We start from the raw sequence: 13097 nt of genomic DNA, 5'->3' as shown, positions 1-13097 counted from the left end.
GGGCGGCCGGCGCTCACTCGGACTGCCGCAGTGCCTTGGTGAGCAGGATGCCGCCCACGATCAGGGCCACGCCCGGCCACCACACGTCGTCGAAGATCAGGACGGCGATCCCGATGGGGACGAGCAGCCCGGCGAGCGGGACGAACATCCCGGACAGGCTCGGCGGGTCCGGCCCCGGCAGGCCCGCCTCGCGCCGGGCGCGGGCCCGGGCGACGTCCGGGTACCAGGCGGTGAAGCGCAGGGCCACGATGATCGCGAGGATCTGGATGATCCACCCCGTCCAGATGTTGTCCGGATTGTGCAGCACCAGGTCGCCGTACCCGCCCGCGAGGGCGGCGACGAGGAACGCCAGGCCCCACACACCGGTGATGAGGTAGTTGGTCCGCAGGAAGGCGGGCGTGTGCCAGTACGCGGGATCGACCTGTTCCCGTGCGTACTGGAGCGTGAACGGCACACGGAACGCCATGGATCCGAAGGCGATCACGACGAGGGCGATGTTGGAGACCTCCCCGGCGTAGGTCTCCAGCCAGCGGAGGGTGCCTTCGCTCGCGAACGCTCCGACGACCGCGAGCGCGGCGAAGAAGACCATGTCGGCGAGCTCCAGGAGCTTCCAGGAGCTGCCCCGGTTGATCATCCGCCCGGCCGCGACCAGCACGATCGTCGCCGCGAGGGCGAGGGCGACCGCGATCTCGAACCTGCCGGGTCCGACCAGCAGGGAGAAGATGATCCACGGCGCCATGCCGACGACCGGGTTCTCGAGGAGTCCGGCAATCGCACCGCGGCCGACCGTGGCCGGTGCGTCGGTCTTCACCTCTCCAGATTGCCCGCCGTCGCTCCGGCGGGCAATCTGGAGGAGGTGGCCCGCCGGAGCCCGCTCCTACCCCTGGCGCAGGCTCATGACCAGGTCCCGCGGCAGACCGTGGGTGTCGTGCAGGTAGTGGAAGTCCTCCTCTCCGAGCGAGCCTTGGAAGCGGGGACGGGTCAGCACCTGCCGGCCGCGATCGAGGAGCCGCCCGAACCGCCGTTGCTCGTCGAGCAGTACGCGACGGACGTCGCAGGGGTCCATCCGCTGCCGGAAGTGGTCGAGGGTGTGCTCGATCAGCTCGACCGGCAGCTCTTCGAGGCTTCGTGACGGATCGTCCCGCCACAGCACGGTGAGCACCCTGCGCACCAGGCGGCGCAGCACGTAGCCCCGTCCGGTGTTGCTCGGGCGCACACCGTCGCCGAGGATCACCACGGCGGAGCGCAGGTGGTCGTACACCAGGCGCAGCGAGGACTCCTCCCGTGGCCACGTCGGGGGCACGAGGCGGCGCCAGGGGTCGAAGACGTCGCCGTCGTACACGGACGATCTGCCCTGCAGCAGCGAGGCCAGCCGCTCCAGGCCGAGCCCCGTGTCGATGTTGCGCTGCGGCAACGGCACGAGGGAGCCGTCGTCGAGGCGCCGGTGACGCATCATCACGTGGTTCCACACCTCGACCCAGCGGTCGTCCTGGGTGGGCGTCGACCGGGGTGGGGTGTCGCCGCTCCACAGGAAGATCTCCGAGTCGGGGCCGCAGGGGCCGGTCGGCCCGTTGGACCACCAGTTGTCCTCCACGGTGAGCTCCACGGGGACGCCTCGGCTCTGCCAGAACTCCAGGGAGGCGGTGTCGGGGCCGCTCCGGTCGTCTCCGCCGTGGACCGTGGCATGCAGGAGACCCGGGTCGACGCCGAGCCCCTCGGTGAGCAGCCCGTATCCCCAATCGAGACTCTCCGGGCCCTCGTAGTCGCCGAGCGACCACGTGCCGAGCATCTCGAAGACGGTCAGATGGGTGTCGTCGCCGACCTCCTCCAGATCCGTCGTGCGCAGACAGCGCTGTACGTTGACCAGCCGCCCGCCCAGCGGATGGGGACGCCCTTCCAGGTACGGGGTGAGCGGATGCATACCCGAGGTGGTGAACAGCACGGGGTCACCGGGTGGTGGCAGGAGCGTCGAGCCGTCGACGCGACGATGGCCGCGCTCCTCGAAGTACTCGACGAAGGTACGGACGATGTGTTCGGTCTTCATGGGATGACTCCTTCGCGTGACTGCAAGGGAGGCACCGGAGAACGGGACCGGTTCGGTCGTCGGACCGGGGCTGGGACGCCACAGGAGAACACCGGCGGGCCGTTTCCGGTCGCCGGTGGGAAGTGGAGAAGGTCAGGCGGCGGCAACCGGCGAGCTGGTCGCTCGCGCGGTCGCGGTGGTGCTTCGGCCGATGACGTTCATGCGATCGATCATAACGGGGCGCGCTGTCGCGCACGCGGATTTATCGGTGGGCGAGCGACAGCTGCGCCGCACGGGCCTGTACGGGTGAACTGATTCGCGAGCTCTGTCGACCGGAGCACGGTCGGCCGAAGACAGGGAGGGAGCCGTACACCGACCACGGAGGCATCATGGGCCACGTCACCGCCGACACCACTCCCGAGTACCTCAAGCGAACGGCACCTCCGGTCCGTGAGCGCCTGGCCGCCGCCACGCAGCTGGAGGACTTCCTGGCCGGTGCAGGCGTGCTCACCCTGGAGCAGCGGATGCTCCTCGTCGACCAGGCCCTGGTGCTGATCGAGCAGAACTACGTACATCTGCCGCTGAAGATGGCGATGCACGCGGTCAACCCCGTACAGCGGCTGCGTCTCATCCGTCGGCAGCTGGAGCAGCAGACGGCCGACACGATGCCGCCGGAGTGGGTCTTCCACGCGGAGATGGCCACGGTCTTCCACTCGGTCCGTGACCTGCACACCAACTACCAGCTGCCCGCGCCGTTCGCCAACAGGATCGCCTTCCTCCCCTTCCGGGTCGAGGAGTGCGCCGAGGGTTCGAAGCCGCGCTTCCTGGTCACCCGCATCACCCAGGGCTTCTCCGCCCCGGGCTTCGCACCGGGCGTCGAGATCACCCACTGGAGCGGGATCCCCATCGAGCAGGCCGTCGAGCTCAACGCCGCCCGGTTCGCCGGGAGCAACGCGGCGGCGCGGCGCAGCCGAGGGGTGCAGTCGCTGACGGTCCGCTCGCTCTCGGCGCATCTGCCTCCGTTCGAGGAGTGGGTGACCGTCAGCTACAAGGGCTCCGACGGTACGGCGCGCGAACTGCGCGAGAACTGGCAGATCGTGGAGAACCTCCCGCCGATGGCCGGTCCGACCGGTGAGGCCGCGCTGGTCATGGGCGTGGACCACGAGGCCGACGAGATCAACCGGGCCAACCTCATGCTCTTCGCCCCGCACGTCATCGAGCAGCAGCGGGCCGTGGACTCCGGCGAGTCCCCCGCCGCCGCGGCGGGCGAGATCGTGAGCATGATGCCGAAGGTCTTCACGGCCCGTACCGTCGAGACGCCGTCGGGCACCTTCGGTCACATCCGCATCCACACCTTCAGCGTCGACAATGCCGGCACCTTCGTCGGGGAGTTCGTCAGGCTCCTCGGTCTGCTGCCCCAGAACGGTCTGATCGTCGACGTACGCGACAACGGCGGCGGCCTGATCTGGGCGTCGGAGCTCACCCTGCAGACGCTGGCACCTCGGCGGATCACGCCGGAGCCGTTCCAGTTCATCAACACGCCTCTCAATCTGCGCATGTGCCGCAGCAGCCCGAGCCTCAGCCCCTGGGTGAAGTCGATGGAGCAGGCGATCGAGATCGGGGCCGCCTTCTCCGCGGCCCTGCCCCTCACGCCGGAGTCCCTCGCCAACGACATCGGGCAGCAGTACTTCGGGCCGGTCGTCCTCATCACCAACGCCCGCTGCTACTCCGCCACCGACATGTTCGCCGCCGGCTTCCAGGACCACCGGATCGGCACCGTGCTCGGCACCGACGACAACACCGGGGCGGGCGGCGCGAACGTCTGGGCGCAGGGCGACATCATCACGTTCTTCCCGATCACCTCGTCGCCGTACCGGCCCCTGCCCGAGGGAGCGGGGATGCGCGTGGCGATCCGTCGGTCCCTGCGGGTCGGCGACCGGGCCGGCACGCCCCTGGAGGACCTGGGCGTCGTACCGGACGTCCGCCACCGGATGACCCGCCGAGACCTCCTGGAGGGCAACGCCGACCTCATGGCGCGCGCCGGGGAACTCCTCAGGGCACAGCCCGTACGGGAGTTGACCATCACCGACGCCACCCGTGCCGACGGCTCGCTGCGTCTGCTGCTCAGGACGGCCAACGTCGACCGGGTGGACGTCTTCCTCGACCAGCGTCCCCGCACCTCCGTGGACATCCCCGACGGCCAGGCCGAGGTGAACGTACCGGGAGCCACGGCGGCGCGGACGGTACGCGTGGACGGCTTCGCCGACGGCGAGCTCGTGGCCAGCCGCACCGAGCGGCTGTAGGACGCGACGGGGTCCGGGCGGGAGCCGAGGGCGGCAGGGGCCGGGAGCGTTCCTCGTCGGCGCCGCTTCCCCCGGACGCACCGAGCGGCTGTAGGACGCGACGGGGTCCGGGCGGGAGCCGAGGGCGGCAGGGGCCGGGAGCGTTCCTCGCCGGCGCCGCTTCCCCCGGACGCACCGCCCGCCTCGTGCGTCGGCGCGATGGGGGTTAGCGTCTCCTTACGGGGCGGGATGATCACCGTCACCCGTAAGGGGATCGCCGATGACGAACGAAGCCCCATCCCCGGCCGGGCCAGGGGACGACGCCGGAGTCGAAGGCGAAGTCGACGTCGTCGTGGTCGGCTCGGGCTTCGGCGGCTCCGTCGCCGCGTACCGGCTCGCCGACGCCGGTCTGTCCGTCGTCGTCCTGGAACGCGGCAAACCGTACCCGCCCGGCAGCTTTCCCCGTACGCCCGCCGGCATGGCCCGCAACTTCTGGGATCCCAGCGAGGGCCTGCACGGGCTGTTCGACATCTGGTCGTTCCGCGGACTGGAGGGGGTCGTCTCCAGCGGCCTCGGCGGCGGATCGCTGATCTACGCCAACGTCCTGCTGCGCAAGGACGAGAAGTGGTTCGTCCATGAGTCGCCGCTGCCCGGCGGAGGGTACGAGAACTGGCCGATCAGCCGCCGCGACCTCGATCCGCACTACGCCGACGTCGAGAAGATGCTCGGCGCCACTCCGTACCCCTACCAGGACACCCCGAAGACCGTCGCGATGCGGGAGGCGGCGGAGCTGCTGGACCTTCGGGTGTCCCGGCCGCCGCTGGCCGTCTCGTTCGCCTCCGGGCCCGACGAGCCGCCCGTCCCGGGCGCTCCGCTCCCCGAGCCGGAGTACGGCAACATCCACGGCCTGCCGCGGGAGACCTGCCGGCTGACCGGTGAATGCGACGTCGGCTGCAACCTGGGGGCCAAGAACACCCTCGACCACACCTATCTGTCGGCCGCGCGCCACCGCGGCGCGGACATCCGTACCCGCTGCGAGGTACGCGGTCTCACGCCCCGGCCCGGTGGCGGCTACGAAGTCGGCTACGTCGTCCACGATCCGGCCCGCGAGGGCCATCGCACCCCCACCGGCCGGCTGCCGCTGCACCGGATCCACTGCAAGCGGCTGGTCCTGGCCGCAGGCGCGTTCGGATCGACGTTCCTGCTCCTGCGCAACCGCTCCGCGCTGCGGGGCATCAGCCCGGCCCTCGGCAACCGGTTCAGCGGCAACGGCGACCTGCTCGGTCTCGTCCTCAAGGCGACCCGCGGCTCCGCGGGAAGCGGGCCGCGGAAGCTGGCGAGCAGCACGGGACCTGTGATCACCAGCGCCATCCGCGTCGGCGACGAACTCGACGAGGACGGCTCCACAGGACGCGGCTTCTACGTCGAGGACGCCGGCTACCCGGCCTTCGTGGACTGGCTCGCCGAAGTGTCGCAGGTGCCCGGCAGCCTCCGCCGTACGGCGGGGTTCGGCCTCCACCGGCTGCGGTCCCGGCTCGGTCTCACCCCGCAGAGCAACATCAGCAGCCGGCTCGCCGGCCTCCTCGGACCGGGAGTCTTCTCCGACTCGGCGCTGCCGCTCCTCGGCATGGGACGGGACCTCCCGGACGGCCGCATGAGCCTGCGTCGGGGCTACCTCGACATCGACTGGACCACGCTCACCTCGCGCCGCTACTTCGAACGCGTGCGGCGGACCATGGCCGATGTCGCCGGGGCGCTCGGCGGCGAGTTCCTCGACAACCCGCTGTGGTGGACCCGGCGGGTGATCACCGTGCACCCGCTCGGCGGCGCGCCGATGGGCCGTCACCCGGCGGAAGGCGTCTGCGACTCGTACGGCGAGATCTTCGGCCATCCGGGTCTCTACGTGCTCGACGGCGCCGCGCTGCCCGGACCCGTCGGGGCGAACCCGTCGCTCACCATCGCCGCCTTCGCCGACCGCGCCTGCCACCGCATCCTCGAACAGCGCCTCGCACCGCGGGCCGCGGCGGCGGCCGCGCCGGGAGCCGCGACGACGGACGGCGAACGGCCCACCAGCCTGTCCTTCACCGAGGAGATGAAGGGGCACATCGCGCTCGACGTCGCCGACCCGCACGAGGGTCAGGCGCTCGGCCGCGCGCGGAACCAGCGGCTGATGTTCCGTCTCACGATCACCGCCGACGACGTCGACCGGTTCGTCTCGGACCCCCTGCACCAGGCCGGAGCGACCGGGCACGTCGAGTGCGACGTGCTCGGCGGCCGACTGCCCGTCGAGGCCGGCTGGTTCAACCTGTTCACCCGCGACGACGACCCGAGCCGGCGCAGGATGCTGTACCGCCTGCACCTGCGCGACCCGGGCGGGAACCCGCTCACGCTCGTCGGGCACAAGGAGGTGCACGACGACCCCGGATTCGACATCTGGAGCGACACCTCGACGCTGTACGTCCGTATGCTCGCCGGACACGTGCCGCCCGACGGTGACGACGAAGCCCCCCTGCTCGGCGCGGGCATCATCGTCATCCTCGCCGGGGACTTCGCCCAGCAGCTGACGACGTTCCGCGCCTCGGGACCGCATCCCGCGCGGGCGCTGCAGAGCTTCGGCCGCCTCTTCCTGGGCGAGCTGTGGGATGTCTACGGCTCCCATTTCACGCCGGCCGGGGAGCGCGCGTGAAGGTACGCGAACTGCGGGAACACGCGAAGGAACTCGACTTCACGCCCCAGGAACAGGTGCGGTGGCTGGCGCCCAGGCAACTGGCCCGCACGGCGGTCAAGGCCGTGCTGGCGGCCGTGTTCGCCGGCTACTCGGACAAGCGGGAGGTCCAGGAGGTACTCGACGCGGACCTCCTGGAGGCCCCGCTCGGGAAGCCCGACGCGCGGGAGATCTGGATCGACTACGTGGCCGACATCGGCGACGGCTTCGACGCGACGAGCTCGGTGGCGTGGACGCTCGCCGAGAAGGAACTCCTCGTCCCGCGGGCCACCGAGGAGTCGGGCGCCCCCCAGGCCGAGGACGACCTGCGGCTGAGCCGTGGCTCCCTGCTCGTCCTCGGCGGCGACGAGGTGTATCCGGCGGCCTCGGCGACGGCGTACGAGGACCGTATGAAGGGTCCGTACCGCGCCGCCCTGCCCCAGGCGGCCGACCGGCCCCTGATGGTCGCGCTGCCGGGGAACCACGACTGGTACGACGGTCTCACCGCCTTCCTGCGCATGTTCACGCAGCAGAGGTCGATCGGCGGCTGGCGGACCCGGCAGACCCGCAGCTACTTCTGCGTCCGCCTGCCCGAACGCTGGTGGCTCGTGGGCCTGGACAGCCAGCTGGGTTCGTACTTCGACGACCCCCAGCTGCGCTACTTCGAGAAGAACCTGTCGGCGAACCTGGAACCCGGCGACGGTGTGATCGTCTGCTCCGCCGAACCGACCTGGCTGGAGAGCGTGGAGACGAACGCCGACGCCTTCAACGCGCTGCACTGGTTCGACCGCAACGTCATCCGCACCCGGAGCGTGCCCGGCTCCAAGAGGCGCGTACCGACGCACGCGTCGGTACGGCTGTGGCTGACCGGCGACCACCACCACTACGCCCGGTACGCCGAACGCCTCCCCGGTGACCCGCCCGGCGCCGGAGTCCCGGCACCGGACCCGCGGCGGCGCCAGATGGTGACCTGCGGGATGGGCGGCGCGTATCTGGCGGCGACCCACCGGCTGCCCCCGGTGCTGCCGTTGCCGCCCCGCGGCGCGCGGCTGCGCGACAAGGACGACCCGCCGGTGGAGTTCGCGCGGATGGGGAAGACGTACCCGGACGCCGAGGAGTCCCGTCGGCTCGCCCGTGGCATCGCCGTGCCGTGGTCGGGGCGCTGGCTGCCGTGGCGCAACCTCGGCTTCGCCAAGCTGGCCGCAGGCCTGCACGCCGGTCTCTTTCTTCTGCTCTGCTTCCTGTTCGCCCTCGCGGAGGGCGTACTGCGACCCGTCGACGCGGTGCGCCGGGCCGGTTTCGACGACTTCCGGGGCTTCGGCGCGGTGTGTCTGGGCGTGGCCGCGGCGCTGCTCGTGCTCGGGTTCCTCGGCCGGCTTCTCCGCCGACGGAGGCCGGCCCCGCCGTCCGGCCCGGCGGTCGCGTCGCTGTCCCAGGCTCTGGTCGCGCTCGCCGCGCTGGCCGTCACCGTGGCGATTCCGTTCCCGGCCTCCTGGGACGGATGGCTGGTGCTCTTCCTGTGCCTGGCCGTCGCGGCCGTCCTGGGCGCGGTCGTCGGCTCGGGCGTCTTCGCCCTGTGGGTGCTGTCCGCGAAGGGCGGCCAGGTCGCGGAGTGGCAGATGTCCGGCCAGTCCATCGAGGACCACAAGGGCTTCCTCCGCCTGCGCATCGCGCCGGGCGGCGACCTCACCCTCTATCCGCTGGTGCTGGAGACGATCTGCCGCGACTGGGAGCTTCGCGACGAGCCGTCGGGCGGGAAGCGGCCCGTGCCCACCGGGAAGCCGGCGGTGCGGCTGATCGAGGATCCCGTCGTGATCTCCCGGGGAGTGTGAACGCCATGACCGGCACACCCGAGGCGCCGTTCCGGCCGACGACCCGCCGTGACCACGTCACCGAGGTGCGGCCGCTGACCGCGCTCGACGGGCGTCCCCTGACGCTGGTGCACGTGCGGGGCGGCCGCCCGCCCACCCGCGGTCCGGTCCTCGTCGTACACGGGGCCGGAGTGCGGGCCGAGTTGTTCCGGCCGCCCTTGCGGCGCACCTTCGTCGACGCCCTGCTCGACGACGGCTGGGACGTCTGGCTGCTGAACTGGCGCGCGTCGATCGACCTCGATCCGGTGCCCTGGACGCTGGACCAGGCGGCGGCGTACGACCATCCCGCGGCGGTGGCGCACGTGCTGAAGGCGACGGGCAGGGACCGGCTCAAGGCCGTCGTGCACTGCCAGGGGTCGACGTCGTTCATGATGGCCCTGTCGGCCGGGCTGCTCCCCGAGGTGGAGACGGTGGTCAGCAACGCGGTGTCACTGCATCCGGTCGTCCCCGGCTTCTCGACGTTCAAGATCGCCCGGCTCGCGCCGCTCATCGGCCGTGTGATGCCCTCCATCTCACCGGCCTGGGGGGACCGTCCGGCGGGCCCGCTGTCACGGCTGATGGTGTGGTTCGTGCGCGCGACGCACCCCGAGTGCCGGAACTCGGTCTGCCGCATGGTCAGCTTCACGTACGGCAGCGGGTGGCCGGCCCTCTGGTCCCACGCGAACCTCGACGAGACGACGCACGACTGGATCCGCGGCGAGTTCGCCGACGTCCCGATGACGTTCTTCGCCCAGATGAACCGGTGCATCCGCGCCGGGCAGCTGGTGTCGACGGAGGGCATCGAGGGACTCCCCCGGTCCTTCGCCGACCGGGCGCCGCGGACCGACGCCCGGATCGTGCTCCTCGCGGGCGAGGACAACCGGTGCTTCCTGGCCGAGAGCCAGCAGCGCACCTACGACTTCCTGAACAGGCACCGGCCCGGCCGCGACAGCCTGCACATGCTTCCCGGCTACGGCCACCTCGACGTGTTCCTGGGCCGCCGTGCCGCGGCCGACACCTTCCCTCTGATCCTTGAGGAGCTCGCCCGATGAATCGGATCCTGCACCTTGCCCGGCTGGGGTTGTCGGCGGTGCCGACACCGGTGCCGCGCCGGCAGCGCCGGCTCGCCGGACGCCATGCCCTGGTCGACGGCATCCCCTTCGAACTGCCCGTCGACTCGATCGACACACCCGCCCTGATGGCCGGGTTCACCATCGACCGCGCGGCGGCCGCCCGGATGCTGCCGGGCGACGAGCTGCACCCCGTGGCGCTGCCCGGCGGCAGGGGCCTGCTCCTCATCACGGTCGTCAACTATCTGCGTACGGACATCGGCCGGTACATCGAGTACTCGATCGCGATCGCCTGCACGCACGGGGCGCGGCCGGCTCCGCCGCTGCTGCCGGGGCTGTTGCGCGGCACGTTCGGCACCGGGCAGTACGTCGTGGACCTGCCGGTGAGCAGCGAGATCTCGGTCAAGGGCGGCAAGGGGATCTGGGGGATGCCGAAGCACCAGGCCCATCTGGACTTCAAGGTCGGCGACTCGGCGGTGTCGAGCCAGTACGAGGTCGACGGACGGCTCGGGATGTACATCGAGATCGAACGCCCGCCCGCGACCGCGCTGCCGCTGAAGGTGGGGGCGGTGAACTACTGCGCGTTCCGCGGGATGCTGATGAAGTCGTTCGTCTACCTCGACGGCAAGGCCGACATCGCGTTCGGCAGGCGGGCCCGCGCACGTCTCGTCGTGGGCGACGCGCCGCAGGTCGCGGGGTTGCACGGGCTCGGGATCGCCGAGAATCCGCTGTTCACCGTCTATCTGACGTCGGCCCAGGGCGTGCTCGACGACCACTTCGAGTGCTGGTTCCTCACGAGCGAGGACCCGGGGCGGACGTACGGGGAGCCGCTGGAGAGCGTCGTGGGGCTCGGCCTGTCGGAGGAGTGGCCCGCTCCTCCGCGTATCGACGTGGGAGCGGACTCGTGAAGGAGATCCTGCTGCTGATCAACGCGGTGTACTTCCTGTTCGGCGCGACGATGTACATGGGCACCATGTGGGTGCTCCGGTTCTTCCTCTATCCGACGTGGCGCACCCTGACCCCGGAGAACGTCGACGACCACTTCGGTGTGCCGACGACGGAGGCGACCAAGTTCTTCACCGTCGTCGTTCCCCTGATGTTCGTCTCCGGGATCGTGCTGGTGTGGAGCGAGTGGGGCGAGTGGTACGTCGCCCTGTCGGCGGTCTGCCTGGCCGGCATCCTCCTGCTCACCTGGGTGGGCCAGCGGCTGATCATCCCGGTCAACAAGAAGATCCGGGCCGGGGACTTCGACGGCCCGGCCGGGCTGACGCCGCTGCTGGTGCGCTGGATGAAGCTCAACGACATCCGCTTCGTCGGCGCGACGATCACCTGGGCGGCGATCGTCTGGTACATCGTCGCCAAGGGCGATCTGCTGGGAGCGCTCGAGTGAGTGTGCTGCCGGACCGTGTCACGCGCGACCCGCTGCGCCTCGTGCTCGTGCTCATCGGCGCGGTGACGGTCCTGACCGGCGCATGCCAGCTGTTCGCCCCGGGGTTCGTGCTGAACCAGTTGTCGGCGGACTCGACGGGGATCAGCAGGCATCTGTTCGCGACCGTCGGCATGTTCATGGTCGTCGTGGGCGGGCTCTTGGTCCAGGGGCTGTTGACCCCGGCCCCGCCTCCGTACCTGCTGTTCTGGGCGGGGCTGCAGAAGTTCGGCGCGTTCGTGCTGGTGGGCATCGGTGTCCTTCGGGACCTGTTCGCGGCGCTCGCCCTGCTCGTCGCCTTCTTCGACCTGGCGACCGCCCTGCTCTGCTGGCTGATGGCACGCCGACTGGCGTCCCGGGCCGGGGACCTGCACACCGCGGGGGCCGCGAGATGAGGCGGTCCCTGGTGCTCGCGGGCGGTGGGATGCGTGTGGCATGGCAGACCGGCGTGGTGCGGGCGCTGCGGGAGCACGGCGTCACCTTCGACCATGTCGACGGGACCTCGGGCGGCATCATGACCGCCGGGATGCTGCTGTCGGGACAGGATCCGGCCGAGATGGGCCGCCGTTGGTCCGCCCTCCGCGTAAGGGACTTCAGCTCGCTCCTGCCGCTCAGCGACTATCTCAAGGGGCCCTGGGCGCTGCGCGCACTCGGCGACGCCGACGGGGTGGTCCGCAAGGTCCTGCCCGCGCTCGGCGTCGATGTCGACGCGGTCCGGTCGTCGGCGGTGGCGGGGACCTTCAACGTGGCCGACTTCGCCACGAAGACGTGCGTGGCGGTGCCGCACACGGACATCGACCTGGAGTTGATGGCGGCGGGCATGTCGCTGCCGCTGTTCATCCCGCCGCTGCGCCGGGGAGCGCGCGTCTGGACCGACGCGGTGTGGATCAAGGACGCCAACGTGGCCGAGGCACTCCGCCGCGGCGCCGACGAGGTGTGGCTGGTGTGGTGCATCGGGAATTCCTCGTACTGGGGCGACGGTCCCCTGGAGCAGTACGTGCACATGATCGAGCTGAGCGCCAACGGGGCGCTGTTCGCCGAACTGGAGGCCGCCGCGGGGACGGGCCGGCCGTTCGCCCTGCATGTGATCAAGCCGGGACATCCGCTGCCGCTCGACTCGGAGTTCCTGGCCGGCCGGATCTCCGCCGACACCCTGGTGGCGATGGGCTACCGGGACGCCTGGGAGTACCTCGCTTCCGCCGAACCGTCGGGGGTACGGAAGGACTCCACGTGCACGGTGATGCGGGACCCGCCCCGTGGGGTGCGCTTCCGGGAGCGGATGCGCGGTGAGGCGGGCGGCGCCGAACTCGTCCTCGACGTCACCGTCGAGCTGCCGCTGCCCGCCGACGGATCGCCCTCGCCCGGTGCGCGCCTGGTGGGACATGTCGACCACGAGCCGTGGGGCGGTCGGGTGCTGCTGGCCGACGGCAGGGTCGAGGCCGACGGCGCCGGGGTCGAGTACGTGGCACGGGCGCGGCTGGACGGCGCCTGGCAGGAGGTCCGCGCCCGGCGCGACCTGGCGGACGACGCGGGCCTGGACCTGTGGTCCGACGCCCGCCGCGTGGCCTTCCGGGCCGGCGACGGGTACGCGACGGAGCTCGAACTGGGCCTGCGCGACGCGGCCCGGGCGCTGGCGTCGGTGGAGCCGTACGGCGCGCACGGCTTCCGCGACCGCGCCGAGGCCTTGGCCGAGCTGGCCCGGGTCGGCCTGCGCCGCGCCCTGACGCGGCCCTGAGGACGGG

Annotated in this window: 10 protein-coding genes; 8 read left to right on the top strand and 2 right to left on the bottom strand. The window is 71.3% G+C overall.

The genetic code is table 11. The features are described from left to right. Nucleotides 1–13: 13 nt before the first annotated feature. Both ACFQ7Q_RS13355 and ACFQ7Q_RS13350 read right to left on the bottom strand, forming a co-directional pair. On the bottom strand, nucleotides 14–811 hold the full coding sequence (locus tag ACFQ7Q_RS13355) for a hypothetical protein (RefSeq protein WP_383553540.1): 798 nt from the start codon (nucleotides 809–811) through the stop codon (nucleotides 14–16). 66 nt (nucleotides 812–877) lie between these two features. Then, nucleotides 878–2044 carry an alanine--tRNA ligase-related protein gene (locus ACFQ7Q_RS13350; RefSeq protein WP_383553537.1) on the bottom strand — a complete coding sequence of 389 codons (1167 nt, stop codon included), beginning with the start codon at nucleotides 2042–2044 and terminating at the stop codon, nucleotides 878–880. A 368-nt stretch (nucleotides 2045–2412) separates the two neighbouring features. Between ACFQ7Q_RS13350 and ACFQ7Q_RS13345 the strand changes: the two genes are divergently transcribed. The 8 genes from ACFQ7Q_RS13345 (at nucleotide 2413) to ACFQ7Q_RS13310 (ending at nucleotide 13090) form a co-directional block, all read left to right on the top strand. Then, on the top strand, nucleotides 2413–4326 hold the full coding sequence (locus tag ACFQ7Q_RS13345) for a S41 family peptidase (RefSeq protein ID WP_383553534.1): 1914 nt from the start codon (nucleotides 2413–2415) through the stop codon (nucleotides 4324–4326). A gap of 259 nt (nucleotides 4327–4585) precedes the next feature. Beyond that, on the top strand, nucleotides 4586–6991 hold the full coding sequence (locus ACFQ7Q_RS13340; protein ID WP_383553531.1) for a GMC oxidoreductase: 2406 nt from the start codon (nucleotides 4586–4588) through the stop codon (nucleotides 6989–6991). After that, nucleotides 6988–8841, top strand: coding sequence for a metallophosphoesterase family protein (locus tag ACFQ7Q_RS13335; protein WP_383553529.1), 1854 nt, complete (start codon nucleotides 6988–6990; stop codon nucleotides 8839–8841). Before ACFQ7Q_RS13340 ends, ACFQ7Q_RS13335 begins: the two co-directional genes overlap by 4 nt. Nucleotides 8842–8846: 5 nt before the next feature. After that, a complete protein-coding gene (locus ACFQ7Q_RS13330; RefSeq protein ID WP_383553526.1) occupies nucleotides 8847–9911 on the top strand; it encodes an alpha/beta fold hydrolase in 1065 nt (354 codons plus the stop codon). Next, on the top strand, nucleotides 9908–10837 hold the full coding sequence (locus ACFQ7Q_RS13325) for an acetoacetate decarboxylase family protein (RefSeq protein WP_383553523.1): 930 nt from the start codon (nucleotides 9908–9910) through the stop codon (nucleotides 10835–10837). The genes ACFQ7Q_RS13330 and ACFQ7Q_RS13325 overlap by 4 nt, the downstream gene beginning before the upstream one ends. Next, on the top strand, nucleotides 10834–11319 hold the full coding sequence (locus tag ACFQ7Q_RS13320; RefSeq protein ID WP_383553521.1) for a hypothetical protein: 486 nt from the start codon (nucleotides 10834–10836) through the stop codon (nucleotides 11317–11319). Before ACFQ7Q_RS13325 ends, ACFQ7Q_RS13320 begins: the two co-directional genes overlap by 4 nt. Then, nucleotides 11316–11750, top strand: a complete 435-nt coding sequence (locus tag ACFQ7Q_RS13315) for a hypothetical protein (protein ID WP_383553518.1) — start codon at nucleotides 11316–11318, stop codon at nucleotides 11748–11750. The genes ACFQ7Q_RS13320 and ACFQ7Q_RS13315 overlap by 4 nt, the downstream gene beginning before the upstream one ends. Next, on the top strand, nucleotides 11747–13090 hold the full coding sequence (locus ACFQ7Q_RS13310) for a patatin-like phospholipase family protein (RefSeq protein ID WP_383553516.1): 1344 nt from the start codon (nucleotides 11747–11749) through the stop codon (nucleotides 13088–13090). The genes ACFQ7Q_RS13315 and ACFQ7Q_RS13310 overlap by 4 nt, the downstream gene beginning before the upstream one ends. Nucleotides 13091–13097: the final 7 nt, after the last annotated feature.

The sequence above is a fragment of the Streptomyces sp. NPDC056527 genome (assembly GCF_042794475.1).
GTDB lineage: Bacteria > Actinomycetota > Actinomycetes > Streptomycetales > Streptomycetaceae > Streptomyces.
Note: the sequence above shows the minus strand (reverse complement) of the source record. Positions and strands in the feature narration are given on the sequence as shown.

What these genes read in the sequence shown, in the direction of transcription:
- ACFQ7Q_RS13350 (WP_383553537.1), bottom strand. Translation starts at nt 2,044, where the DNA reads ATGAAGACCGAACACATCGTCCGTACCTTCGTCGAGTACTTCGAGGAG.
- ACFQ7Q_RS13345 (WP_383553534.1), top strand. Translation starts at nt 2,413, where the DNA reads ATGGGCCACGTCACCGCCGACACCACTCCCGAGTACCTCAAGCGAACG.
- ACFQ7Q_RS13340 (WP_383553531.1), top strand. Translation starts at nt 4,586, where the DNA reads ATGACGAACGAAGCCCCATCCCCGGCCGGGCCAGGGGACGACGCCGGA.
- ACFQ7Q_RS13330 (WP_383553526.1), top strand. Translation starts at nt 8,847, where the DNA reads ATGACCGGCACACCCGAGGCGCCGTTCCGGCCGACGACCCGCCGTGAC.
- ACFQ7Q_RS13325 (WP_383553523.1), top strand. Translation starts at nt 9,908, where the DNA reads ATGAATCGGATCCTGCACCTTGCCCGGCTGGGGTTGTCGGCGGTGCCG.
- ACFQ7Q_RS13310 (WP_383553516.1), top strand. Translation starts at nt 11,747, where the DNA reads ATGAGGCGGTCCCTGGTGCTCGCGGGCGGTGGGATGCGTGTGGCATGG.